A 24689-nucleotide genomic window follows, 5' to 3' on the forward strand; every position below is an offset into this window, starting at 1 on the left:
CCGTCGAAGGGCGGTGGCAGACTTCCCAAGCTCAGCCCGAACGGGATTCGGTTGCCGCGTAATATGGACGCCGCGTTCCGTTACTCCTTCGCCGCCGGCGCGCGCGTGACGAGCAGCTGGTCGATACGGTAATTGTCGATGTCGACGACCTCGAACTTGTAGCCACCGTAACTCACCGCGTCGGTGCGCTTCGGCACCTTGCGCAGCATGTACATCATGAAGCCGGCCATCGTCTCGTAGTTCTCGTGGCCGGCGAACTCGTCTATGCCGAGCACGTGCATCACGTCCTCGATCGGCGTGATGCCGTCGATCAGCCACGAGTCCTCGTCGCGTTTGACGATCAGCTCCTCCTGGAACGCGCTGCCGAACTCGCCCATCACCGTGTTCATGATGTCCTGGAGTGTCAGCAAGCCGACGATCAGCGCGTACTCGTTGACGATCATCGCGAAATCCTCGCGCGCGGCACGAAAACGCTCGAGGGCTTCGAAGAGCGTCAGCGTGTCGGGAATCACCAACGCATTGCGCACGACCGGATCGGCTCGCAGCGACAGCTTCTGGTCCGAGAGGATGCGCGCGAAGATGTCCTTCGAATCGACGTAGCCGACGACGGTGTCGATCGTGTTCTCGCACACCGGAAACTTCGCGTGCGGCCGGGCGACGAGCTTCGCGCGGATGCTCTCCTCGCTCTCGTTCAACACGAAGTACACGATGTTTTCCCGGTTCGTCATCGCCGACGGAACGGTGCGCGCGTCGAGCTCGAACACGTTGACGATCAGCTGACGCTCCTGCTTCAGCAGCGCGCCGGTCTGCGCGCCGACGTCGACCATCGCGACGATTTCGGCGGAAGTGACGCTCTCGGTGCGCACGTTCGGCAGCTTCAGCAGCCGGAACAGCCAGTTTGCGAGGCCATCGAACAACCACACCAGCGGTGCGAACACGACCACGCAGAAGCCCATCGGCTTGAGGACGGCAACCGCGACGCGCTCGGGCGCGACCATGCCGAGCCGCTTCGGCACGAGATCGGAGAACAACACGAAGAGCGACGTCACGATGACGAACGACACGATGAAACTCGCGGTCTCGAGCAGCGGGCCCTCGTAGACGAGCCCCAGGACTTGCGCGACCGCGGGCGACAACGCGGACTCGCCGACGATGCCACCGAGAATCGCGATCGCGTTCTGGCCGATCTGGACGACGGTGAAGAAATGGCCCGGGTTGTCCTGCAGAACAAGCACGCGCTCGGCCGCGGCATTGCCCTGCTGCGCCATCAAGCGGAGCTTGACCTTGCGCGACGCCGCGAGCGAGATCTCGGAGATCGAAAAGAACGCGCTGGATGCGATCAGCAGCGCGATGACGAAAATCTCGTTCGTGAAATTCACATTCAACGCCCCCCGGCGATGCTCCCGTCGGACATTTACCCCGTCGCGGCGCGCGCGGCCTGTCTATCGGCCTCCGCCGCACCCTCCGCCCGTTCGATCGACGCGATCCCGGTCCGGCTGCGTGTGCATCGAACCCCGCTGCGCCGTGTTGGCCGCTGTTCCCGCCCACCCGACACCGCCCCGGCATGCCGCAGTCCTGCGCTCAAGCCCCCATCAGACGCACCGGCTCGACGAGCACCGTGTCCCGGCCGTTCGTCACCCATACCTGTCCGTCCTGCAGCGTACATTGCAAACGCATGCTGCGGTCGACCAGGGTTGCGAGCGCTGGCGCCGCATCGGCGGCGAGATTCCATACCGTGAGGTTCGACTGGCGCGCGAGCTTGTCGCGGACGCCGCTCCACCAGATGTCCGCGGCGCGGCCGTAGCTCACGACCACGACTTCGCGCGCGCGTCCGCAGGCCTTGCGGATCCACTTCTCGTCGGGCTGCCCGACGTCGATCCAGCGTTCGATCACGTCGGTCAGGTCCTTCTGCCACAGGTCCGGCTCGTCGTCGACGCACAGGCCCTTGCCGAAGCCCAGCGCCGGGTCCGCGTACATTGCGAACGCGAGCACGCGCACCATCATCCGTTCGTCGGTTTCCGACGGATGACGCGCGATCGTGAAGCCGTGATCGCCGTAGTAGTGCCGGTCCATGTCCGCGACCGAGAGATCGACCTTGTAGATCGTCGCCTTTAGCGCCATCGCCGCCGCCCTCAGTGCGTCGTGCCGCCAACGCGGCGAGCCTGCTGCCAGCCGAACACCGCCTGGGTCGCGTGCGCCATCACCCGGTCGCGCACTGCCGCCGGCAATTCGTTCGACAACGCGGCGAACAGCGCCTCGTTCATGTCGCGCGCCAGACCCTCCGCGGCGAGCCCTTCGGACAGGCAGCGGATCTGGACGTGGGCCAGCGCGTCGGCGACGAGGCGCCAGCCGAGCTCGGGCATCGTCGTGACCAGCGCGGTCATCATGCCGCCCAGCCGCACCAGGATCGCCGTTGCCTGCTCGCGCTCCTCGCTGGCGATCATCGCGTGCCACAGCGCAAGATGGATCGCACGCCGCAGATCGATCTTGAAGTCGATCGCGTTGCCTTCGGACGCTTCGATCGCGGCGAACTGCTGCTGGAATTTCGCTTCCTGTTGCGGGTCGAGCCCCACGCGCAGAGCTCCGACCAGTTCCGACAGCCCCGGAATCGCGACGAGCCCGAAAGCCTGGCTGTACGCGAGCCCCCACTGGTCCAGCCCCGCGACGATCAGCGCGAGGCGCAGCGCGCGCGCCTCATCGCCCTTGCCCGCCGCGCTCCAGTTACGCAGCGCGACCGACAGCTCGGCGACACCGCTCGCGCGTCCTGCGTCGTCCTCGTTCAGCGTGAGCCGGAACGCTTGAGAGAACGCATCCTGGGCCATGCGCGCGGCGAGCTTTTGCACGTCCACGGGCGCGAGCGCGACAAGCCCGTCGGCGGGAATCGATGAAGCGGGCGGCGCGGAGAAAGTCATGCTTCGGTTCCGGGTAAAGGCCGGTATTCTGCAGGCGCACCGGCTGCACGGCAAATCGCCGGGTCCTGCGCGTCGCCGCTGCCGCGGATGCGCCAGGACATGCGGCGGTGACCGTTCCGCGCCGACGCGCTTGTGGATTCACGCATTGCTGACAGAATGGGGGCCCACTTGCCCACCCCTCTGCGCCCATGACCCCGACGCCTTTCGCAAATCTGACACCCGACCTCATTCTCGACGCGATCGAGAGCGTCGGACTGATGCCGGACGGACGGATGCTCGCGCTCAACAGCTACGAGAACCGCGTCTACCAGGTCGGCATCGACGACGCGCCGATGATCGTCGCGAAGTTCTATCGTCCCCAGCGCTGGTCGGACGATGCGATCGGCGAGGAACACGCTTTCGTCGCCGAACTCGCCGCGCGCGAAATCCCCGTCGTGCCGCCGCTGCAACTGCGCGGCGCGACCCTGCATTCGCACGGTGGCCTGCGTTTTGCGCTGTTCCCGCGCGTCGGCGGCCGTGCGCCAGAGCTGTCGGACCCCGCGACGCTCGAATGGATGGGCAGATTCATCGGTCGCATCCACGCGGTCGGCGCACTGGCGCCTTACCGCTCGCGCCCCAGCCTCGACCTCGCAAATTTCGGCGAGGAGCCGCGAGACTGGCTGCTCGCGCACGACTTCATTCCCGGCGACCTGCTGCCGGCCTGGCGCAGCAGCGTGGAACAGGCGCTCGACGGCGTCAGGCGATGCTTCGACCGCGCCGGCGACGTCACGCAGATCCGCTTGCACGGCGACTGCCACGCCGGCAACGTGTTGTGGAGCGAAACACGCGACGCCGCGGGACCGCAGTTCGTCGATTTCGACGACAGCCGGATGGGGCCGGCGGTGCAGGACTTGTGGATGCTGCTGTCCGGTTCGCGCGAAGAGATGGGGCGCCAGCTCGGCGACGTGCTCGCCGGCTACGAGGATTTCCACGATTTCGCGCCGCGCGAGCTGCACCTCGTCGAAGCCTTGCGGACGCTGCGCCTGATCCACTATTCGGCGTGGATCGCACGCCGCTGGGACGACCCGGCTTTCCCCGCGGCCTTTCCGTGGTTCAACACGCAGCACTACTGGCAGGACCGCGTGCTCGAGCTGCGCGAACAGATCGCGCTGATGGACGAGCCGCCGCTGTGGTCGAGCTGAAGCCCGGCTGAAATCAGGCCCGGCGCAGGAACGACGGCCGCGGCACGGCCGGCCTCGGCGTGCCGGAGCGAAAGCCGTCGAGCATCCGCCGCAACGCGCCCGCGTCCTCGTCGGTAAACCCGCGCTTGAAGTCGGTCAGCAGCAGCCGGGAACGGGTGAGCCAGTTGCCCGGCGCGTCGTCGAGCGCGCACCAGCTCGCGGAGTGCACATCGGGCACGTGCTGCCCCAGCCACGCCATCGCCTCACGCTCGCGCAGGCCGTACAGTTCGGAGCCATGTTTCGGAATCAGGTGGGGCGTCGCGCCCGCAACGCGCGGCCGCAGGTCTTCGGAGAAACGGCCGACGAGCTTCGACAGCGAAAACAGCACCCGCCAGTCGGACGCGATCACGATCCTCGTTTCCTCGTAATCGCGCACGACGGCCTCGATCAGCGGCAGGCAGCGAAAATCCTCGACTTCCCCCCACGGGTGGGTCACCCCATCGAAATCCATGAAGATATAGGCAGGTTGGGTCATCGGGCGACGGGCAGGATAAGAGGGCTAATCGGGGGCTTAATCCGAATTGGGCAAATTGGGCGCCTGCTAGAATGCTGCATTGCGTCATCGGCCGCAAGTTCGGCCGCGAGCGAAGAATGAAGCAGCTCGGTGCGAAGGAGACCGAGTCCAGAGGCCGAAGCTGCATACCTGTCCATCACCCGTTACGGAACGTTCTCCATGAAGCCCCTCGTGAACCTCGAAGGCAAGATCGGCCTGATCACCGGCATCGCCAACGAAAAGTCGATCTCGACCGGCGTCGCCGAAGCCTGCGCCGAGGCCGGCGCGAAGCTGATCGTCACTTACCAGAATGAAAAGACCCGCGCGTTCATCGAGCCGGTCATCGCCCGGCTCGGCATTACCGACGCCTACCTGCTGGACGTCACCCGCCCCGAAACGCTCGCCGACGTCTTCGACCGGATCGACGCGACGCACGGCAAGCTCGACTTCGCGATCCACAGCATGGCGTTCGCGAAACGCGACGACCTGCACGGCCGGGTCGTCGACACCTCGGCCGACGGTTTCGCGATGGCGATGGACATCTCGACGCATTCGTTCGTGCGCCTCGCGAAAATGGTCGAGCCGCTGTTCGAGAAGACTGGCGGCGGTTCCCTCGTGACGATGACTTACCTCGGCAGCGAAAAGGTCATCGCGAACTACGGCGTGATGGGCCTGTGCAAGGCCGCGCTCGAAGCGGCCACACGCTACATGGCTTACGAACTGGGCGCGAAGAACATCCGCGTGAACGCCGTCTCCCCCGGTCCGCTGATGACCCGCGCAGCCTCCGGCATCGCCGGCTTCGACGGCCTGATGGCCGCCGCGGTCGAACGCTCGCCGATGCACAGCCTCGTGACGCCCGAGGACATCGGCGCCTTGACCGCCTTCCTCGTGTCGGACGCCGGCCGCCTCGTGACCGGCGGCGTCCATTTCGTCGACGCCGGCTACAACATCATGGCCTGATCGCCCGGACCTCCGCAGTGATCGACATCGCGGACGCCCGCGAACGGATGGGCCGGGAGCCGGTGATCCTGCCGGATCCGGTCCCCGAACATCCGCTGCTCGCCGGCCGGACCGAAATCGGTCGCGGCGAGTACAGCATCGTGCTCGACCACGACGACCCGGAACGCGTGTACAAGGTGGTCAGCTCGCCAGCGGACCTCTTCCTCTACACCGCGGACGACCGCCCCCGCGGCCCGCACTTCCCGGTCGTTCACGCCAACCACGGCGCGATCAGCCGAGCGCGATCGGGCTATCTCTTCCACCTGCTCGAAATGGAACGCCTGTTTCCGCTGCAGGAAGGCAGTGCATCCGCCGCCCTCGCCAACCGGCTGGTCGAAGCCTACTGGTGCGCGTGCCAGCAATGGAGCCGGCTCGGGCCCGACATGGGACGGATCGCGCTGTACCACCTCGCGGTGACGCCGGCGGAAATGCCCGACAGCCTGAAACAGGCACTGAAGGCGCTATCGGACTTCGTCGAGGAGTATCGGGTCATGCCCGACCTCCTCAACGCGAACAACCTGATGGTGCGCGCGGACGGGACGCTCGTTTTTTCCGATCCGGTGTTCATCGCCTGAGACGTCGGACGGCGACTCGGCGGGCCGGGGGTATCATGTCGGCCCCAGCCCACCCGGATTCGGCCATGTCCGACTGCGACGACCATCCCCCCCCGCTGCCGCACGACACCCAGATCGGCATCGCCCGCAGCGGAAGTTTCGATCCGGCGGCCTTCGAACAGGCCGTCAATGATCTGCTGAAAGCGTGCGGCGTCGCGCCCGACACGCCGCACATGGGCCGCACCGCGAGTCGCGTGCGCGAACTATGGCAGCGGCGGCTACTTGGCGGTTACGAACTCGATCCGGCGGAAGCGCTCGGTGACGGGTTCGCCGACGAGCGGACCGACATGGTCGTGATCCGCGGCATCGCGGTGCACGGCGTCTGCCCCCATCACCTCGTGCCGTTCCGCGGCGTCGCCCACGTCGCCTACCTGCCGGGCGGCCGGCTACACGGGTTCGGGCGCATCGCCCGGCTCGTCGACGCGATCGGGCACCGCTTCACGTACCAGGAATGGATGACACGCGACATCGCCGACGCACTGCTGACGCACGGCCGGGCGCGCGGCGCGGCCTGCATCATCGAAGCCGAACAGCTCTGCCTGCTGCTCGGCGAGGACCGCCGCGGCGACGAACGCGTCGTCACGCAGGCGTTTACCGGCGAGTTCGAGGCGCGCGACGCGCTGCGCGCCGAGTTTCTGCACGCGGTGTCGCTGCGCGTCGGGCGCTGAGGCCGGCGCCGCGCATCAGTACAGCGTGAAGGTCGAGGCCCGCGTCGGCCCGAGGTCGACATCGAGCATGACGACGCGCCCGCCGAGCAGGACCAGGCTGCCGCGGCGCCGGTCGTTCCCCGACGACGAAAATTCGAAGTCGTAGACTCGACGCAGGCGCAGACGGCCGTCGTCGTCGCGCGCCGCACGCACCGACCGCCCCGCAACCGTCTCGTCGAGAAGCTGCACGTCCTCGCGCCGGCACGCGGCGCGCGCCGCTTCGACCGCGATATCACGCGCCCGCACACTGTCGAACCAGTACCAGCCGAGCGCGCACAGCAACGCGAAACCGAGGAGTTCGATCGCGGAGACGGACAGCATCGGGCCTCTACCTCAGGGAGTGGGAAGGTCGAGCATCATGCCGCGGATCGCGAAGAACATCACGCTGCCGAACATCGCCGACGCAGGAACGGTGATGAGCCATGCCGACGCGATGCGGCGGATCTGCGACCGCTTGACCACCTCTTCCCTGTAGACCTGCCGCAGCTGCCGGCGCTCGGATTTCGAAAAATTCGCCGGGTCGAGTTGCTGCCTCGACTGCTCCTTGAGCTCGCGCAGCATCTCGCCCTTGGCCATCGCGCCGGCCGCGCTGAAGCGCGCGATGAAGGCTTCGATCGCTTCCTGGTCGGCCTCCGGGTGGTGCGCCTTGATACCGGCGATCATGCGCGCCTGGTTGCCGACCAGATACTCGCGCAGGAACCCGACGCCAAACACCGCGCCGACGGCGATATGCGTAGAACTCACGGGCAAGCCGAGCGCGCTCGCGATCAGGACGGTGACCGCGGCGGACATCGCAACGCAGAACGCGCGCATCTGGTCGAGCTCGGTGATCTCGCTGCCGATGGTGCGCACGATGCGCGGGCCGAAGAGCGCGAGACCGACGCAGATCCCGAGCGCCCCGACGAGCATCGTCCAGAACGGCACCGGCGCCTCTGCCGAGCGCATCGCGCCGCCGTCCGTTAGTTCGACGACGATCGCGGACAGCGGACCGACGGCGTTCGCGACGTCGTTCGAACCATGCGCGAAACTCAGCAGCGCTGCGGCGACGATCAACGGCAGAGTGAAGAGCCGATTGACGCTCTTGCGAGTGTTCGCGATCGACCGCCCGCGTCGCACGACGAGCGGCCGGGCGACGAAAAACGTGACGACGCCCGCCGCGAGACCGATGCCCAGCGCGTCGACGAGATCGATCTCCAGCAAGCGCGCGCGTCCCTGCATCAGCAGGTAGCTCGAGAACGCGAAGCTCATCGCGGCGAGAAGGTAGGGCACGGTGCGGATTGCGGCCCCGACCATGTCGACCTGGAACAGGATGCGGCGCTTGATCAGGTAGAGGAAGCCGGCCGCGACCGCGCCGCCGATCAGCGGCGACACGATCCAGCTCACGAGCACCGTGACGAGGACCTGCCAGTTCACGACGTGGGCCCCGTGCGCGGCGACACCCGCGCCAAGCAGCGCGCCGACGATGGCATGGGTCGTCGACACCGGCGCGCCGAATGCCGTCGCGAGGTTCAGGAACAGTCCCGCCCCCATCAGCGCGGCGAGCATCGACCAGATCAACGCCTCGCGGTCGACGATCTGCGCGGTGTCGAAGATGCCGGTGCGCATCGTGCCGATGACCTCGCCGCCGGCGATCAGTGCACCGGCCGCCTCGAACACCGCCGCGATCGCGAGCGCGACGCCGAGACTGAGCGCGCGTGCACCTACCGCCGGTCCGATGTTGTTGCCGACGTCGTTGGCGCCGATGTTGATCGCCATGTAGCCGCCGAGCACTGCCGCGACTGCGAGGATGATCGCGTTCTCCCCGTCCGCGACACGCGCCGCGAACAACATCGTGCCGATGACGTAGATCAGCGCAACGCCGAGCCTCAGGATCTCGCCGCTGCCCTTGCGCGATGCCTGCTCGATCCGCGAGATATGCTCGAATTCCACCGGAGATCCGTGACGAAAGTGCCGATGATGACCGGCTTCAGAGTTTGTCGTATTTTTCGTGCCGGCCCCGCGCCTTCTCGGCCGGGTAGCGCGCGGCATTGATCGCGAGCTTGCGACGCGCGGCATCGGCAAGCTCGATGTCCAGCACGTCGGCAAGGCGGACGAGGTACAGCAGCACGTCGGCGAGTTCCAGCGCGACCTCCTCGCGCTGTCCGGTGGACAGCGCCGCCGACGCTTCCGGCGTGAGCCACTGGAAATGCTCGATCACCTCGCCGGCCTCCCCCGCCAACGCCATCGCGAGATTCTTCGGCGTGTGGAATTGCTCCCAGTCCCGTTCGGCGGCGAAGGCGCGCAGCGCATCGCGCAGCAACAGCAAACTGTCCGGCGTGTTCATTCGATGTGATGCTCCAGGTCGAACGCGCCGCTGCCCTCTTCGCCGAGGTTGCGTGCGAGCCAGGGCATCACGGCTTCGAGAGTTTCCGGCAATACCCACGGCGGATTGATGATGTACAGGCCGCTGCCGAACATCCCGAAGCCGTCGCGCGACGGCTTGGATACCGCCAGGCGGACGTCGAGCCAGCTGTCGGCGCCGAGTCCGGCGAGCCGCTCCGGGAGCTGGCGCGCCTCGGCGCGCGCGAGCATCGGGTACCAGACCGCGTACGTGCCGCCCGGAAAACGCTTCACCGCGTCGGCGACCGTGTCGACGACCCGCCGGTAGTCGTCCTTGACCTCGTAAGGCGGGTCGATCAGCACGACGACGCGCCGCGTCGGCGGCGGCAGCAGACCACGCAGTCCGGCGAAGCCGTCGGCCTTGCGGACCACCACGCGATCACCGTCGTGCGCGAAAGTCTGCGCCAGCAGCGCGGCGTCGGCCGGATGCAGTTCGAACAGCCGCATCCGGTCCTGCTCGCGCAACTGCGTCATCGCGATCGCCGGCGAACCGGGGTAGAACGTCAGCCGCCCGTGCGGATTGAACTGCGCGAGCGCATCGAGGTACGGCCGCATCTGCGCAGGGAGATCGTCACGCTGCCACAGTCGTCCGATTCCGCCTGCGAACTCCGCGGTCTTGCCGGCCTGCTCGCTTTCGAGCGCGTAACAGCCCGCCCCCGCGTGCGTGTCGATGTACCACCACGGTTTGTCCTTCCGGTTGAAATACCGCAGGAGCTCGACGAGCACGAAGTGCTTGAGGACATCGGCGTGATTGCCGGCGTGGAAGGCGTGACGATAGCTCAACATGAAGGGGAATTCGGTCGAAGCGGGCCGGGAATGCTATCACTGCGCCGGGCGCAAGGCTCGGGACGAAGACGCGCTTCTCGCCCCGTCGCGGGCAGCCCGGACGGCGGGCCGCAGCGAAAATCGCGCCAGACGTCTTGCCGTGCAACCCCATCCCCTTGATATCATTACATCCCCGCACTGCTGCAGCGCGGTACACCCTATAAAGAGAGACAAGGAATGGCGATTTACGCCCTTGGTGACCGCACGCCACGCTTCGGGGAAGGCTGCTGGGTCGCCGACAACGCAACCGTGATCGGCCGAGTGGAAATCGGCAGCAACGTCAGCATCTGGTACAACGTCGTGATCCGTGGCGACAACGACCCGATTGAGATCGGCGACGGCACGAACATCCAGGACGGCTCGATCCTGCACAACGACGACGGCGTGCCGCTCGTCATCGGCTCGCACGTGACCGTCGGTCACATGGCGATGCTGCACGGGTGCACGATCGGCGACGGCACGCTGATCGGCATCAACGCCGTCGTGTTGAACCATGCGGTCATCGGCAAGAACTGCATCATCGGCGCCAACGCGCTGATCCCGGAAGGCAAGGTGATCCCGGACCGCTCGCTCGTCGTCGGCTCGCCCGGACGCATCATCCGCGAGCTGACCGACGAGGACATCGAGGGGATCCGGAAGAACGCCGCGAACTACGTCGCCAACGCGCGCATGTACGCGACCGAATCGCGCCACATCAACCCGTTCGGCTCGTCGAAGTAGCGCCCGCCGGCTCGCGCAGCGGCGTGCCGGAACGCATCAGCCAGATCACCGCGGCGAGGATCATCGCCCCGCCGGCGACATGGTTCGGCTCGATCGCCTCGCCGAGGAAAACGGCGGCGAGAACGAAGGTGACGATCGGCTCCAGCGTGGATAGCGTCGCGGCGTCGGCGGCGCCGAGCTTCTGGATTCCGGCGAAGAAGCCGATCATCGCGACGACCGTCGACACCACCGCGATCGCCACCACTGCCGCCCACCCGCTCCCCGTCCGCGGCCACGAAGCGCCTTCGGCTACGATCATGGCGCCGAACACGGCCGCTGCGGCGATCATCACGACCGTCGCGGCCGCGAGCGGCGCCTCCTCCCGCATCACGCGGTCGCCGACGAGGATGTAGATCGAATACAGCAGCGCCGCGCTGACACCGAGCACGATCCCGCGCGGCTCTCCCTGGATGCTGCCCGCGACCGTCAGCGCGGTGCCGGCGAGCGCAACGAGGACGGCCGCGACGCGCACCCGCGTCAGCTTCTCGCGCAGGAAGAGTGCCCCGAGGATCGTCACGATGAACGGATAGAGGTACAGGAGCAGCGCGACGAGCCCGGCGGACGCATAATTGAGCGCGGCAAAAAAACTGAGCGACTGCGCGACGTAGCCGAAGGCCCCCATCGCCACGAGAATCGCGAGGTTGCGTCCCGACGGCCAGCGGTGTCGCATCGCGATCATCACCGCGGTCATCAGCGCGGCGGCGATCGCGAATCTGAGAAACAGCACCGAAACGACGTCGGCGCCGCTGCTGTATGCAAAGCGGGCGAAGATTGCCATCGCGCCGAACGACATCGCGGAAACCGTGACGTACAAGGCGCCGGCCAACCGTTCACCGCCCATTTCGCCCCCGCGAAAAAAGACCAAAGCTTGCCGAACCGCATGAAGACGGTCAACGAGCAGCCCGCGGAGCGCAACACGTACCGCCATGAGCTCGCCGACCTGCCGTATCCGTGTCTTTTTTTTACAAGGAATTACACGCGACAGCACACTCATTGCGGATGCGGCTGTACACTGCGCCCCGGATTTACCCATACGGATTTTCGATATGTGTCGCGCCGCGAGCCGGTACCTGCGCTTCTTGCCGACTGCCTTCGTGCTCGCCTTCGCGCCACTCTCCGCCGTTGCGCACCCGTCCGCCGATCCGGCGGTTCCGACGGTCGAACTGTCTGCCGAAGCGAGCCGGCCGGCACCGAACGACATGGCAATCGCGAGCGCCTACTTCGAGGCGAGCGGCACCGATCCGGCAAAACTTTCTGAACACGTAAACGGCGCAGTCGCGTCCGCGCTCGAACGCATCCGAAGCTACCGTGACGTCAAGGTCCAGACCGCGGGAACAAGCACGTATCCCGTCTATGGCAAGGACGGACGGCGGATCGAATCCTGGAGAATGCGCTCCGAACTTCAACTCGAGAGCCGTAACCTCCCCGCGCTCGCGGAGCTTCTCGGAAAACTCCAGGCGAACCTCGCGCTCTCGGGACTGCAGATGCAACCGGCCCCCGAGACCCGGAAGAACGTCGCCGACCAGGTCGCCACCGACGCGCTGCGCGCATTCCAGGTGCGCGCCAAGACGATCGCCGATACCCTCGGACGTGCCTACCGCATTCGCCACCTTTCGGTCGGCTATGGCGACGGACAGCCGATCCGGCCGATGAAAGCGATGGCGATGCGAGCCGAGGCCGCGCCGATGCCGATCGAAGCCGGTGAAACCGAGATTGTCGTGACGGTCCATGGCACCGTCGAGCTGACCGATTGACCACAGTCCGTCTTTCCCCCAACCCTCCTCATGGAGCAGCGAACCTGAAATCCCGTATCCTCGCACTCGCCGGCCTCTTCGCCGCAGCCGGCATGCTTGCAACCACCGCCTACACCCGCGAGACGTCACAGACCGTTCGCTACGCGTGCCCAGACGGCGAACGCTTCACTGTCGAGTTCCACCAGAACCACGTTCGCCTGCGCACCGGTGCCGGAATCTTCGCGCTCGCGGCCGATCCCTCCGCGGCGGGCGAAAAATACTCCGACGGCTACACGGTTTTCTCGGCCGACGACTCACAGGCCCAACTCGAGCGCCCGGGTCTCGCGCCGCATACGAACTGCCATCCGTTGAAGCAACCGATCTGACCGGAACAAACCAGCCGGCTGCCGCCGTGGCGCGCGAAAGTTCGCATGCCGCGGGCAGGCGCGTTGCTGCAAGCGTCAACCTGGACGGCGCCTGAGCCTTCAACTATGGTTCGGGCGAACGTCACCGGACCTCACCGATGCCACTTCGCATTCGAAATCGCTGCATCATCGCTATGCTCCTTGCGTTGCTCGCCGCGTGCAGCAGCGTGCCGCCCACGCCATCCACGCGGACATCCGACCCCGAGACGCGACCGACCGCACGCGAGTACTTCTCGCTCGACGACCATCGGCAGTCCCAGGAGATGGTGATCTTCGCGCTCGGCCTGCTGGACACCGGCTATCGTTTCGGCGGCCGCAATCCCGAAGCCGGGCTCGATTGCAGCGGCATGGTCAGCTACATCGTCGAACAGATCAGCGGCCGGCAGCTTCCGCACAACGCCGCGAAAATCGCCGAGCAGACACGGCCGATTCCAGTCACGGCGCTGCGGGCCGGCGACCTCGTATTCTTCAATACGAGCGCGCGCCAGCATTCGCACATGGGGATTTACATGGGCGACGGCAAGTTCGTCCATGCTCCATCGAGTCGCGGCAAGGTGCGAATCGAGCGGCTCGACAGCCCGTATTTCAAGCCGCGAATCGACGGCGCCCGCACCCTGCTCGCCGAAAACTGACCACCTTGGCTCGACCGTGTGCAGCGCGGCCCCGGCGATCGGAGCGCGGTCCCGCACCGGCCGCGATGACCTTCATTCACGAGGAGGACGAGACATGCTCGCACGCAGGATTCGGGACGTGATCAGGGACCAGAAGATTCTCGTCGGCGACGCGGAGCTCACCGTACGCGAAGCCTCCCGACGCATGGCAGCGACGCAGGTCGGAGCGATCATGATCGCCCTCAACGGGCGTCTCGTGGGGATCTTCACCGAGCGCGACGCGCTGGTGCGCGTGCTTGCGGCCGGACTCGATCCCGACACGACGCGACTCGGCCAGGTCATGACCGATCACCCGCTCGCTGTGACCCCGGACACGCTGCTCGGCCACGCGCTGCACCTGATGCACGACGGCGGCTTTCGCCATGTCCCGGTCGTCGAGGACGGGCAACCGGTCGGGATGGTATCCGCGCGCGATGCGCTCGGCATGGAGATGGTGGCGTTCGAGGACGAGCTCAACCGGCGCGACATCATCACGCAAGTGCTGTGACGATTCCGCGCGACGGGCGTCCGCGGTTCAGGGCTTCTCGGGGATGTGTACGAAAATCTCGTTCGGCTTCGTCAGGCCGAGCTCGAAGCGCGCGCGTTCCTCGACCGCCTCGTTGCCGGACTTGAGATCGCGCACTTCCGCTTCGAGGCCCGCGTTGCGTTGTTCGAGTTCCTGATTTCGCTCGCGCTGCGCCTGGAGTTGGCGGTCCACATCCCAGGCACGCAGCCAGCCGCCCTTGCCGAGCCATAGCGGGTACTGCAGGACGATCACCAGCACGGCGAGGACGATCACGGGCCAACGCATATTCGGAGGGATTGCGGACGCGCCGGCGACGGCACGGTCGCAAGCGGAGCAGCGTTATTCATCGGATCCTGACTGCAACGAGGCCGGCGGATGAGCGCCGGCCTCCCTTTTTACTGCGCGATGACCGCCTACAACACCGGTCTCCTCAGCAAGTGCGTTCAGCGCACCCGCAGATTGTAGAACGCGCGGCGTCCCGGATAGCTGACCGTATCGCCGAGATCTTCCTCGATCCGCAGAAGCTGGTTGTATTTCGAGATGCGGTCCGAACGCGACAGCGAGCCGGTCTTGATCTGCATCGCATTGAGGCCGACGGCGATGTCCGAGATCGTCGAATCCTCGGTTTCGCCGGAGCGGTGCGAGATCACCGCGGTGTAGCCGGCGCGTTTAGCCATCTCGACTGCGGCGAAGGTTTCCGACAGCGTGCCGATCTGGTTGATCTTGACCAGGATCGAGTTCGCGATGCCCTGGTCGATGCCCTGCTCGAGGATCTTCGTGTTCGTCACGAACAGATCGTCGCCGACGAGCTGCAGGCGGCGGCCGAGCTTGTCGGTCAGCGTCTTCCACCCGGCCCAGTCGTTCTCCGCCATGCCGTCCTCGATCGAGACGATCGGGAAGCGGTCGGCGAGCGTCGCGAGGTAATCCGCGAAGCCTTCGGACGTCAGCGTCAGCCCTTCGCCCGCGAGCACGTACTTGCCGTCCTTGTAGAACTCGGACGCTGCGCAGTCGAGCGCGAGCAGCACGTCGCTGCCGGGCTCGTAGCCGGCCGCCGCGATCGCGTCCTGGATCATGTTCAGCGCTTCCTCGGTGCTGCCGACGTTCGGCGCGAAGCCCCCTTCGTCGCCGACGGTCGTCGGGTAGCCCTTCTTGTCGGTGAGCTTCTTCAGGTGATGGAAGATCTCGGCGCCGCAGCGCAGCGCTTCGCGGAAGTTAGGCATCGACACCGGCATGATCATGCATTCCTGGATGTCGAGGCTGTTGTTCGCGTGCGCGCCGCCGTTGATGACGTTCATCATCGGCACCGGCATCGCCATCGGGCCAGAACCGCCGAAATAGCGGTACAGCGGCAGGCCGGCCTCCTCGGCGGCCGCCTTCGCGACGGCCATCGAAACCGCGAGCGTCGCGTTCGCACCGAGGCGCGACTTGTTCTCGGTGCCGTCGAGTTCGATCAGCGTGCGGTCGATGAAGGCCTGCTCTTCGGCGTCCAGGCCGATCAGCGACTCGGAAATCTCGGTGTTGACGTTCTCCACCGCCTGCAGGACGCCCTTGCCGAGGTAGCGGCCGGCGTCGCCGTCGCGCAACTCGATCGCCTCGCGCGAGCCGGTCGACGCGCCCGACGGCACCGCAGCACGCCCCATGACACCGGATTCCAGCAGCACGTCCGCCTCGACGGTCGGGTTGCCGCGGGAGTCGAGGATCTCGCGGGCAATGACATCAACGATTGCACTCATGAATTTTTCCTGTCGTTCTAACGGGATGAAAAACTTCGGAATGGGGGCGGCGCAAGGACGCGCCGCGCGATCAGCGCGCCGTTTCGAGGAAGCCGTGCGATTTCACGACCGCGTCGATTTCCTTCAGCGTCGCGAGCAGCGCCTTCATCCGGGGCAGCGGCCATGCATTGGGGCCGTCGGAGAGCGCTTTCGCCGGGTTCGGGTGCGTTTCCATGAAGAGACCGGCGACACCGACCGCGACGGCCGCGCGCGCGAGCACCGGGACGAACTCGCGCTGTCCTCCCGACGCGGTGCCCTGCCCGCCCGGCAGCTGCACCGAGTGCGTCGCGTCGTATACCACCGGGCAGCCGGTCTCGCGCATGATCGCGAGGCTGCGCATGTCGGAGACGAGGTTGTTGTAGCCGAACGACGCCCCGCGTTCGCAGACCATGATGGTGTCGGCGCCGCCGTTGGCTTCGCGCGCCTTGTCGACGACGTTCTTCATGTCGCCCGGCGCGAGGAACTGGCCTTTCTTGATGTTCACCGGCTTGCCGCTCGCGGCGACGGCCTGGATGAAATCGGTCTGCCGGCACAGGAACGCCGGCGTCTGCAGGACATCGACGACCGCGGCAACCGCGGCGACTTCTTCGATCGCGTGCACATCGGTCAGCACCGGCACGCCGAGCTGCTTACGCACGTCGCCGAGGATTTCGAGCCCCTTCTCCATGCCCATGCCGCGATACGACTTGCCGGAACTGCGGTTCGCCTTGTCGTACGACGACTTGTAGATGAACGGGATGTCGAGCTCGGCGCAGATTTCCTTCAGTGCGCCGGCGGTCTCGAACGCCATGTCACGCGACTCGATCACGCAGGTCCCGGCAATCAGGAAGAACGGCTTGTCGAGCCCAACCTCGAATCCGCAAAGTTTCATCTCGACTCCTTCAGGCCGCCGCGGGCAGCTTGCGCGCGAGCGCGGCCTTCACATAGGCGGTGAACAACGGGTGGCCCTTGCGCGGGTTCGACGTGAACTCCGGATGGAACTGGCAGCCGACGAACCACGGGTGATCCGGCAATTCGATCATTTCGCACAGATCGGTGCCCGGCGCCCGACCGGACACCCGCAGGCCCTTCGCTTCGAGTTCGGCGAGCAGCGTGTTGTTCACTTCGTAGCGGTGGCGATGCCGTTCGACGATGTCGCTCGCGCCATAGATTTCACGCGCGAGCGAACCTTCGGTTAGGTGGCAGACCTGCGCGCCGAGGCGCATCGTGCCGCCCAGGTCCGACGCTTCGCTACGCTTCTCGACCTTCCCGCTGCGGTCCTGCCATTCGGTGATCAGGCCGATCACCGGATACGGCGTATCGCGCTCGAACTCGGTCGAATGCGCGTCCTTCATGCCTGCGACGTTGCGCGCGAATTCGACCACCGCGAGTTGCATGCCAAGACAGATGCCGAGGTACGGGACCTTGTTCTCGCGCGCGTAACGGATCGCCGCGATCTTGCCTTCGGTGCCGCGCTTGCCGAAGCCGCCCGGAACCAGGATCGCATCCATCTTCTCGAGGACGGCGCAGCCGTCGCGCTCGATATCCTCGGAGTCGATGTAATGGATCTTGACCTTGCTCTCGGTGTGCATGCCCGCATGGGACAGCGCTTCGATCAGCGACTTGTACGACTCAGTGAGGTCGACGTACTTGCCGACGAACGCGATGTCGACGGCATACTTCGGCTTTTCGAGCACGCGGATGAGGTTCTCCCACACGGTCAGGTCCGCCGCGCGCGCCAGGATGTTCAGCTTGTGACAGACGATCTCGTCGAGCATCTGATCGTGCAGCATGCCCGGGATCTTGTAGATCGAGTCGGAGTCGAGGCACTCGATGACCGCTTCCGGCATCACATTGCAGAACAGCGCGATCTTGCGCCGCTCGTCGGCGGGGACCGAGCGGTCTGCACGGCACAGCAGGATGTCGGGCTGGATGCCGATCTCGCGCAGCTCCTTGACCGAGTGCTGCGTCGGCTTCGTCTTCAGCTCGCCCGCGGTCGGAATGTACGGCACCAGCGTGAGATGGATGAAGCAGGTGCTGTTGCGGCCTTCCTCGATGCCCATCTGGCGGATCGCTTCGAGGAAGGGCAGCGACTCGATATCGCCGACCGTGCCGCCGACCTCGACGATCGCGACATCGGCGCCTTCCGCGCCGCGCTTGATGTATTGCTTGATCTCGTCGGTGATGTGCGGAATCACCTGCACCGTCTTGCCCAGATACTCGCCGCGGCGCTCCTTCTTGATCACGGACTCGTAGATCTGGCCGGTCGTGAAGTTGTTGCGCTTGCTCATCCGCGCGCTGGTGAAGCGCTCGTAGTGGCCGAGATCGAGGTCGGTCTCGGCGCCATCTTCGGTGACGAACACCTCGCCGTGCTGAAACGGGCTCATCGTGCCCGGGTCGACGTTGATGTAAGGATCCAGCTTGAGGTGGGTAACCTTGATGCCGCGGGATTCCAGAATGGCCCCGAGCGAGGCTGCCGCGATGCCCTTGCCCAAAGAGGACACGACACCGCCGGTAACGAACACGTATTTGGTCATGGGAACGCTGAAGCGGGAAAGCGCGATGATAACCGAAGACGGCAGCCCGCCGGAAGCGACCCCGGCCGGCAGCGCCAGGCCGGGCGATGCACCGGCTCCGACCGACCGGTCGAGCTTGGCATGTTCCGACTCGACCGGACGCGGCGACGCGAAGTTCCGTCGGCTCGTCCTCTTCGGGGCGTTCGACCGCCACAACTTCGGCGACTTGCTTCTTGCCCACTGCGCCGTCGCGCGCTATCGCGGTCGCGAGCCGGTTTTTGCGGGCCTCGCCGCGCGTGACCTGACCGCGTTCGGCGGACACCGTGTCGAGGCGCTCGCGGAGGTGCTGGAAGTGCTCGGGCACGAACCCGTGGATCTCGTGCACGTCGGCGGCGAGCTGCTGACGACGACGGCGTGGGAAGCCGCGGTGATGCTGCAGACGCCCGCCGATGCCGCCACGGCCATCGCTGCTTATGACCGGAATCCGAAAGCGCGCCGTGACTGGGCCGCGGGGACACTGCGCAGCGACCGACTCGTTCCCTACGTCGTCGATCACGGCCTGCTCCCGTCCGGCTCGACCGCCCGTTTCGATACCGTCGGCGGCGTCGCGCTCGACGCCCTCGCTCCCGCCGAGCGCGCCGAAGTGTTCCTCGCGCTGAAGTCCGCCGCATCGGTGAGCGTGCGCGACCGCGCCACTGCCGATGCGCTTCGTCAATCCGGAATCCACGCCGATCTCGTGCCCGATCCGGCCGCTGCGACCGCGGCCCTCTTCCGCGATGCAATCGCGGCACGCGCACGCACGGGCGAGGTCGCCGCGTTATCGGCTCGAATGCCGGACTGGATCGCGCTGCAGCTCGCGGCCGATCGCGGCGACGATGCGACGCTCGACCGGCTCGCGCGAGCGCTGGCCGCGACACCCGGCGAGCACGGAATCGTGCTGTTCCGCGCCGGTCTCGCGCCATGGCACGACGACCGTGACACGCTCGACCGCCTGTCCCGACCGGCCGGTCGCAATCTTCGAGTCGGCTCACCTGCTCGACATTTGTGCGCTGCTCGCCGGCGCGCACGCTTATCTCGGCACCAGCCTGCACGGCTGGATCGTCGCTGAGAGTTTTGGCGTGCCGGCGCACTGCCTCGTGCACGGCGCGCGCGACAAGGCAGCGGCCTATATCGACACCTGGTCGCCCGCGCGGCGCAAATGGCGGACGCTTGGCGATGCCGACCTGCTCCCGACTCCGACTGCCGCCCGCTGAGCACGCGCAATCTCGCAGGCTGCGGAGGAGCCCTGCGCCGTCGGGCCGCACGGTCCGCCGACGCCTTCACGCTGTCGGCGCGCTTCCCTCCCCGGGGAATCAGCGGATGAAATCCCGGTTCACTTCGCGGAAAAGCTCGGTCCCGCCGCGCTGCAGCCATTCGAACGCGACCATCTCGCGCGACACGATTTCGATGCCGTGATGGCGCATCCGGGCGAAGGCGAGGTCGCGGTTGGCCGGGTCGCGCGAACCGGCTGCGTCGGCGACGACGAAGACTTCCTTGCCCGCCCAGCGCAGATCGAGCGCTGTCTGCTGCACGCAGACGTGCGCCTCGGTGCCGCAGACGATCACTTGCCGGCGTCCATTGACCGCAGTCGGCTCGAGGCAGCCGTCGGCCGCCGCCGAAAAGCACTCCTTGGTCACGAACTCGGCGCCGGCCGCGGCGGCCTTTACCGTTTCGAGGGTGCAGCCGATCTTCTCCGGAAAATGCTCGGTCACCACGACCGGCACGCCGACGCGCGCGGCAACTTGGGCGAGCCACGCGCAATTCGCGACCACTTGCGGTCCTTCGTGGATCGACGGCGCGAGCCGCTCTTGGACATCGATGATCAGCAGGACGGACGACGAACGGTTCATCAGCATCGATTTCTCCCTCAGCTTTTCAGTTCGGCGCGGTCCCTGAAATGCTCCAGGGCCGCGGGATTTTCGAGCGCATCCAGATTTTTCACCGGCAGGCCGTGGATCACGCTGCGCACCGCAAGCTCGACGAGCTTGCCGCTCTTGGTGCGCGGGATGTCGGCGACCTGCAGGACTTTCGCCGGTACGTGGCGCGGCGTGGTGTTGTCGCGGATCGCCTGCCGGATGCGCGCGACGAGCTCGTCGTCCAGCACGCGCCCGGCGCGCAGCTTGACGAACAGCACGAGGCGCACGTCGCCTTCCCAGTCCTGCCCGACGACGACCGACTCGACGACTTCGGGCAGCTTTTCGACCTGCCGGTAGATCTCGGCGGTGCCGATGCGCATCCCGCCCGGATTGAGCGTCGCATCGGATCGGCCATAGATGATGAAGCCGCCATTAGGCGTGATCTCGCAGAAATCGCCGTGATGCCAGACGTTGTCGAAGCGCTCGAAATATGCCACGTGGTATTTCGCACCGTGCGGATCGCCCCAGAATCCCAGAGGCATGGCCGGAAACGGCTTCGTGCAGACGAGCTCGCCCCGCTCGCCGTTAACCGGATAACCCTCGTCGTCGAAAACGTCGACCGCCATGCCGAGGCCGCGGCACTGGATCTCGCCGCGCCACACCGGCAGCACGGGGCAGCCGAGCACGAAGCACGACACGATGTCCGTCCCGCCCGAAATCGACGCGAGCCACAGGTCGGGCTTGATCCCGCGATACACGTAATCGAAGCTTTCCGGCGTCAGCGGACTACCGGTGCTGAGCATCGCCCGCAGGCTCGCGAGCTTGTGCGTTTCTCGCGGCTGCAGGCCGAGCTTCGCGATCCCGTCGATGAATCTCGCCGACGTGCCGAAATGCGTCATCCCTTCGGCGTCGGCGTAATCGAACAGCACTTTCCCGTCCGCGAGCAGCGGGGAGCCGTCGTACAGCAGCAGCGTCGCCCCCGAAGCGAGGCCCGACACCAGCCAGTTCCACATCATCCAGCCGCAAGTCGTGAAATAGAACAGCCGGTCGCCCGCTTTCACGTCGACGTGCAGCAGGTGCTCCTTGAGGTGCTGCAAGAGGACGCCACCCGCGCCGTGCAGGATGCATTTCGGCGCGCCGGTCGTGCCCGACGAATACAGGACGTAGAGCGGCTGGTCGAACGGCAAGCGCTCGAACTCGATCGAGGTGACGTCGTGATGGGGCGCGACGAAGTCCGCGAAGAGGCGCGCATGCGGTATTCCCCGCAGGTCGTGTTCCGCACGGATGTAGGGCACGACCACCACGCGGCTCACCGACGGCAACTGCCGCACGATGTCGCCGAGCTTGTCGAGCCCCTCGATGACACGGCCGTTGTAGAAGTACCCGTCTGCCGCAATCAGCACCTTCGGCGCGGTTTGCCCGAAGCGGTCGAGCACGCCCTGCATGCCGAAGTCCGGCGACGCCGACGTGAAGATCGCGCCGATGCTCGCCGCGGCCAGCATCGCGACGACCGTCTCCGGCATGTTCGGCATGTAGGCCGCGACGCGGTCGCCGCAGACGACGCCCGCTTCGCGCAATGCCGCGGCGAAGCGCGCGACCTGGCGGTAGAGCTCGCCGTGCGTGAGCCGATTCTTGACTTCGTCCTCGCCCCAGAAGACCAGCGCATCGCGATCGTCCCGGCTGCGCAACAGGTTTTCGGCGAAATTCAGGCGCGCATCCGGGAACCACTGCGCGCCCGGCATGCGGTCGCCGTCGACGAGAACTCTCTCGCCCCGCTCGCCTATCACGCCGCCGAATTCCCACAGGCTGACCCAGAACTGCTCGGGGCTCGAGATCGACCAGTCGTGCAGCGCATTGAAATCCGGCACGCGCACGTCCCGGCGTTGTTCGACGTGGCGCCGGAATGCTGTCAGGTTCGAAGCTGCGATGCGCTCGGGGGACGGCTCCCAAAGCGGCTGATCGGAGCAAGGCGTCATGGCTGTCTCCAGTGCCCGGGGGGGCGGGGGTCGAATCAGAACAGCGCGCGCAGCCGGTCGGGCAACGGTGCCGACTTGTTCGTGCTGTTATCCATCCAGACCACCTTCGCGGCGCCCTCGGCGAAAAGCCTGTCGTCGCCTTCGACAAAAAGCTCGTACCATGTCATCAGGCTGCTGCGGCCGGGCTCGCCGCCGTAGACTTTCACGATCACCGTCGCGGGATAGTTCACCGGTATCAGGAAGGTGCAGCTCGCATTGATGATGACCGCTCCGGTGGCCTCGGTCGGACCGACGGGGAAATCCATCTGTTCGATCCATTCGACCCGTGCCTGCTCGAAGAAACGGAAGTACACGGTGTTGTTCACATGCCCGTAGAAATCCATGTCTCCCCACCGGACGGGCATTCGCGTCGTGTGCAGGAGCTTGCGCGCGTCGTCCATGAAAAAGCGTCCCCCTGTTGGTTGCGTTCGAAGGCTAATGTAACATACGGTCCCGTATGGGTGGCGGCGACCTGTTCTGCGCAGCCGCGGAGTCATTCGCCCTACCACAAACCGATAAGCGGGGACAGAAATGGAGAATGGGATGGAACGCGAATCAATGGAGTTCGATGTCCTGATCGTCGGCGGCGGCCCGGCCGGCCTTGCCGCGGCGATCCGGCTCAAGCAGCTGGCCAACGAAAAGGGAACGGAGCTGGCGGTCTGCCTGATCGAGAAAGCTTCCGAGATCGGCGCTCACATCCTGTCCGGTGCGGTCATGGACCCGCGCGCGCTCACCGAACTGATCCCCGACTGGAAGGAACAGGGCGCGCCGCTCAATACCGCGGTCACCGAAGACCGCGTGATTTTCCTCAACGAAACCGGCGGCCGCAAGGTGCCGAACAGCCTGCTGCCGGACTGTTTCCTGAACCACGGCAATTACATCGTGCGCCTCGGCAACGTCGCGAAGTGGCTCGGCGAGCAGGCCGAAGCGCTCGGCGTCGAGGTCTATCCGGGCTTCGCCGGCGCCGAGATCCTGTACGACGACAAGGGCGCGGTGAAAGGCGTTGCGACCGGTGACATGGGCGTCACACGCGAAGGCGAGCACGGCCCGAACTACCAGCCGGGCATGGAGCTGCACGCGAAATACACGCTGTTCGCCGAAGGCTGCCGCGGGCATCTCGGCAAGCAGCTCGAAGCGAAGTACAACCTCCGCAACGGCGTCGATCCGCAGACCTACGGCATCGGCCTGAAGGAGCTGTGGGAAGTTCCGGCCGACCGCCACGTGCCGGGCCTCGTCGTCCACACGGCCGGCTGGCCGATGGACAACGCCACCTACGGCGGAGGCTTCGCCTATCACCTCGAGGACAACCTCGTCGCCGTCGGCTACGTCGTCGGCCTGAACTACTCGAATCCGCACCTCGCACCGTTCGAGGAGTTCCAGCGCTACAAGACGCACCCCGAGATCCGCAAATTCCTCGAGGGCGGCAAGCGGCTCGCGTACGGCGCGCGTGCGCTGACGGCGGGCGGCCTGCAGAGCCAACCGAAGCTCGTGTTCCCGGGCGGCGCGCTGATCGGCGACGACGCCGGCTTCCTCAATGCTGCACGGATCAAGGGCAGCCACGCGGCGATCAAGTCGGGCTCGCTCGCGGCCGACGCCGCGTTCGCCGCGCTCGCCGCCGGTCGCAGCGGCGACGAACTGACGGCGTTCCCGGACGCGTTCCGCGCGAGCTGGCTGCACGAGGAGTTGCACAAGACGCGCAACTTCAAGCCGTACATGAAGAAGGGCCTGTGGATGGGCTCCTTGCTGTTCGGCATCGACCAGCAGATCTTCCGCGGCAAGGCGCCGTGGACGCTGCACAACACGGCCGACCACACCGCGCTGAAGCCCGCGTCCGAGTGCTACAAGATCACCTATCCGAAGCCCGATGGCGTGCTGACCTTCGACCGCCTGTCGTCGGTGTTCCTGTCGAACACCAACCACGAGGAAGACGAGCCCTGCCATCTGCAGCTCAAGGATGCGTCGATCCCGATCAAGGTGAACCTCGCGAAGTACGACGCACCCGAGCAGCGCTATTGCCCGGCCGGCGTCTATGAGATCGTCCGCGACGCCGACGGCACGAATCCGCGCCTGCAGATCAACGCGCAGAACTGCGTCCACTGCAAGACCTGCGACATCAAGGACCCGACGCAGAACATCAACTGGGTCACGCCGCAAGGCGGCGAAGGGCCGATCTACCAGGGGATGTGAGCGACGCGCCCGGAGACTCGGGCTTACGGCCGCAGCGGCGCGGGAAGCCCGTCCCCGCCGCCTGCCCGTAGGCATCGAAGAAC

27 protein-coding genes are annotated in these 24689 nt (G+C 66.2%); 11 read left to right on the forward strand and 16 right to left on the reverse strand.

Going from position 1 to position 24689, the window contains the following annotated elements; all coding sequences use genetic code 11:
• Positions 1-80: 80 nt before the first annotated feature.
• From ROZ37_RS15055 to ROZ37_RS15065, 3 genes are all read right to left on the reverse strand, one after another.
• Positions 81-1379, reverse strand: coding sequence for a hemolysin family protein (locus tag ROZ37_RS15055; protein WP_312660477.1), 1299 nt, complete (start codon positions 1377-1379; stop codon positions 81-83).
• A 202-nt stretch (positions 1380-1581) separates the two neighbouring features.
• Complete coding sequence (locus ROZ37_RS15060) at positions 1582-2121, reverse strand: YaeQ family protein (RefSeq protein WP_312660479.1); 540 nt, start codon at positions 2119-2121, stop codon at positions 1582-1584.
• 11 nt (positions 2122-2132) lie between these two features.
• Positions 2133-2912 carry a hypothetical protein gene (locus tag ROZ37_RS15065; RefSeq protein WP_312660481.1) on the reverse strand — a complete coding sequence of 260 codons (780 nt, stop codon included), beginning with the start codon at positions 2910-2912 and terminating at the stop codon, positions 2133-2135.
• Positions 2913-3100: 188 nt separating this feature from the next.
• Between ROZ37_RS15065 and ROZ37_RS15070 the strand changes: the two genes are divergently transcribed.
• The gene (locus tag ROZ37_RS15070; RefSeq protein ID WP_312660482.1) at positions 3101-4093 is read left to right on the forward strand and encodes a serine/threonine protein kinase; all 993 of its coding nucleotides are present in this window, start codon (positions 3101-3103) and stop codon (positions 4091-4093) included.
• 13 nt (positions 4094-4106) lie between these two features.
• On the opposite strand, the gene ROZ37_RS15075 is transcribed toward ROZ37_RS15070, so the two are convergent.
• A complete protein-coding gene (locus ROZ37_RS15075; protein WP_312660484.1) occupies positions 4107-4607 on the reverse strand; it encodes an HAD domain-containing protein in 501 nt (166 codons plus the stop codon).
• A 198-nt stretch (positions 4608-4805) separates the two neighbouring features.
• Here ROZ37_RS15075 and fabI point away from each other — a divergent pair, with 198 nt between their 5' ends.
• From fabI to folE, 3 genes are all read left to right on the forward strand, one after another.
• On the forward strand, positions 4806-5585 hold the full coding sequence (fabI, locus tag ROZ37_RS15080; protein ID WP_312660486.1) for an enoyl-ACP reductase FabI: 780 nt from the start codon (positions 4806-4808) through the stop codon (positions 5583-5585).
• Positions 5586-5602: 17 nt separating this feature from the next.
• Complete coding sequence (locus ROZ37_RS15085) at positions 5603-6199, forward strand: hypothetical protein (RefSeq protein ID WP_312660487.1); 597 nt, start codon at positions 5603-5605, stop codon at positions 6197-6199.
• Between the two features lie 65 nt (positions 6200-6264).
• Positions 6265-6906, forward strand: a complete 642-nt coding sequence (folE, locus tag ROZ37_RS15090; RefSeq protein WP_312660488.1) for a GTP cyclohydrolase I FolE — start codon at positions 6265-6267, stop codon at positions 6904-6906.
• Positions 6907-6921: 15 nt separating this feature from the next.
• On the opposite strand, the gene ROZ37_RS15095 is transcribed toward folE, so the two are convergent.
• Genes ROZ37_RS15095 through ROZ37_RS15110 form a run of 4 tightly spaced genes read right to left on the reverse strand, consistent with a single transcriptional unit; the run spans position 6922 to position 10110 of the window.
• Entirely contained in the window at positions 6922-7266 is a 345-nt protein-coding gene (locus tag ROZ37_RS15095) for a DUF3301 domain-containing protein (RefSeq protein ID WP_312660489.1), read from the reverse strand.
• Positions 7267-7278: 12 nt separating this feature from the next.
• Positions 7279-8874 carry an inorganic phosphate transporter gene (locus ROZ37_RS15100; protein WP_312660491.1) on the reverse strand — a complete coding sequence of 532 codons (1596 nt, stop codon included), beginning with the start codon at positions 8872-8874 and terminating at the stop codon, positions 7279-7281.
• A gap of 37 nt (positions 8875-8911) precedes the next feature.
• Positions 8912-9268 carry a nucleotide pyrophosphohydrolase gene (locus tag ROZ37_RS15105; protein WP_312660494.1) on the reverse strand — a complete coding sequence of 119 codons (357 nt, stop codon included), beginning with the start codon at positions 9266-9268 and terminating at the stop codon, positions 8912-8914.
• Positions 9265-10110 (reverse strand): 23S rRNA (adenine(2030)-N(6))-methyltransferase RlmJ, encoded by an 846-nt coding sequence (locus tag ROZ37_RS15110; protein ID WP_312660497.1) that lies wholly within the window; start codon positions 10108-10110, stop codon positions 9265-9267. The genes ROZ37_RS15105 and ROZ37_RS15110 overlap by 4 nt, the downstream gene beginning before the upstream one ends.
• A 216-nt stretch (positions 10111-10326) precedes the next feature.
• Here ROZ37_RS15110 and ROZ37_RS15115 point away from each other — a divergent pair, with 216 nt between their 5' ends.
• Entirely contained in the window at positions 10327-10869 is a 543-nt protein-coding gene (locus ROZ37_RS15115; RefSeq protein ID WP_312660498.1) for a gamma carbonic anhydrase family protein, read from the forward strand.
• Here ROZ37_RS15115 and ROZ37_RS15120 read toward each other — a convergent pair.
• Positions 10844-11749, reverse strand: coding sequence for a DMT family transporter (locus ROZ37_RS15120; RefSeq protein WP_312660500.1), 906 nt, complete (start codon positions 11747-11749; stop codon positions 10844-10846). The genes ROZ37_RS15115 and ROZ37_RS15120 overlap by 26 nt on opposite strands.
• An 85-nt stretch (positions 11750-11834) precedes the next feature.
• Between ROZ37_RS15120 and ROZ37_RS15125 the strand changes: the two genes are divergently transcribed.
• The 4 genes from ROZ37_RS15125 to ROZ37_RS15140 all read left to right on the forward strand — a co-directional run bounded on the left by ROZ37_RS15125 (position 11835) and on the right by ROZ37_RS15140 (position 14224).
• Entirely contained in the window at positions 11835-12662 is an 828-nt protein-coding gene (locus ROZ37_RS15125; RefSeq protein ID WP_312660501.1) for an SIMPL domain-containing protein, read from the forward strand.
• 92 nt (positions 12663-12754) lie between these two features.
• Entirely contained in the window at positions 12755-13027 is a 273-nt protein-coding gene (locus tag ROZ37_RS15130) for an MliC family protein (RefSeq protein ID WP_312660502.1), read from the forward strand.
• A gap of 137 nt (positions 13028-13164) precedes the next feature.
• Entirely contained in the window at positions 13165-13698 is a 534-nt protein-coding gene (locus tag ROZ37_RS15135) for a C40 family peptidase (protein ID WP_312660505.1), read from the forward strand.
• A 94-nt stretch (positions 13699-13792) separates the two neighbouring features.
• The gene (locus ROZ37_RS15140; RefSeq protein ID WP_312660506.1) at positions 13793-14224 is read left to right on the forward strand and encodes a CBS domain-containing protein; all 432 of its coding nucleotides are present in this window, start codon (positions 13793-13795) and stop codon (positions 14222-14224) included.
• Between the two features lie 27 nt (positions 14225-14251).
• Here ROZ37_RS15140 and ftsB read toward each other — a convergent pair whose 3' ends face one another.
• The 4 genes from ftsB to ROZ37_RS15160 all read right to left on the reverse strand — a co-directional run bounded on the left by ftsB (position 14252) and on the right by ROZ37_RS15160 (position 18530).
• The gene (gene ftsB / locus ROZ37_RS15145; protein WP_312660507.1) at positions 14252-14527 is read right to left on the reverse strand and encodes a cell division protein FtsB; all 276 of its coding nucleotides are present in this window, start codon (positions 14525-14527) and stop codon (positions 14252-14254) included.
• A 158-nt stretch (positions 14528-14685) separates the two neighbouring features.
• A complete protein-coding gene (gene eno, locus ROZ37_RS15150; RefSeq protein WP_312660508.1) occupies positions 14686-15975 on the reverse strand; it encodes a phosphopyruvate hydratase in 1290 nt (429 codons plus the stop codon).
• A 70-nt stretch (positions 15976-16045) separates the two neighbouring features.
• Positions 16046-16885: a 3-deoxy-8-phosphooctulonate synthase gene (gene kdsA, locus ROZ37_RS15155; RefSeq protein ID WP_312660509.1), complete on the reverse strand. Its 840-nt coding sequence runs from the start codon at positions 16883-16885 to the stop codon at positions 16046-16048.
• 10 nt (positions 16886-16895) lie between these two features.
• Positions 16896-18530 (reverse strand): CTP synthase, encoded by a 1635-nt coding sequence (locus ROZ37_RS15160; RefSeq protein ID WP_312660510.1) that lies wholly within the window; start codon positions 18528-18530, stop codon positions 16896-16898.
• Between the two features lie 25 nt (positions 18531-18555).
• Here ROZ37_RS15160 and ROZ37_RS15165 point away from each other — a divergent pair, with 25 nt between their 5' ends.
• Positions 18556-19617: a hypothetical protein gene (locus ROZ37_RS15165; RefSeq protein ID WP_312660512.1), complete on the forward strand. Its 1062-nt coding sequence runs from the start codon at positions 18556-18558 to the stop codon at positions 19615-19617.
• 244 nt (positions 19618-19861) lie between these two features.
• Here ROZ37_RS15165 and ROZ37_RS15170 read toward each other — a convergent pair whose 3' ends face one another.
• The 3 genes from ROZ37_RS15170 to ROZ37_RS15180 are packed head-to-tail and all read right to left on the reverse strand — an operon-like array spanning position 19862 to position 22820.
• Positions 19862-20404, reverse strand: a complete 543-nt coding sequence (locus ROZ37_RS15170; RefSeq protein ID WP_312660513.1) for a hydrolase — start codon at positions 20402-20404, stop codon at positions 19862-19864.
• A gap of 11 nt (positions 20405-20415) precedes the next feature.
• The gene (locus tag ROZ37_RS15175; protein WP_312660514.1) at positions 20416-22380 is read right to left on the reverse strand and encodes an acetoacetate--CoA ligase; all 1965 of its coding nucleotides are present in this window, start codon (positions 22378-22380) and stop codon (positions 20416-20418) included.
• A gap of 35 nt (positions 22381-22415) precedes the next feature.
• Positions 22416-22820 (reverse strand): thioesterase family protein, encoded by a 405-nt coding sequence (locus ROZ37_RS15180; protein ID WP_312660515.1) that lies wholly within the window; start codon positions 22818-22820, stop codon positions 22416-22418.
• Positions 22821-22962: 142 nt separating this feature from the next.
• Here ROZ37_RS15180 and ROZ37_RS15185 point away from each other — a divergent pair, with 142 nt between their 5' ends.
• The gene (locus tag ROZ37_RS15185; protein ID WP_312660517.1) at positions 22963-24606 is read left to right on the forward strand and encodes an electron transfer flavoprotein-ubiquinone oxidoreductase; all 1644 of its coding nucleotides are present in this window, start codon (positions 22963-22965) and stop codon (positions 24604-24606) included.
• Positions 24607-24689: the final 83 nt, after the last annotated feature.

The organism is Aromatoleum sp. (assembly GCF_032027225.1).
GTDB lineage: Bacteria > Pseudomonadota > Gammaproteobacteria > Burkholderiales > Rhodocyclaceae > Aromatoleum.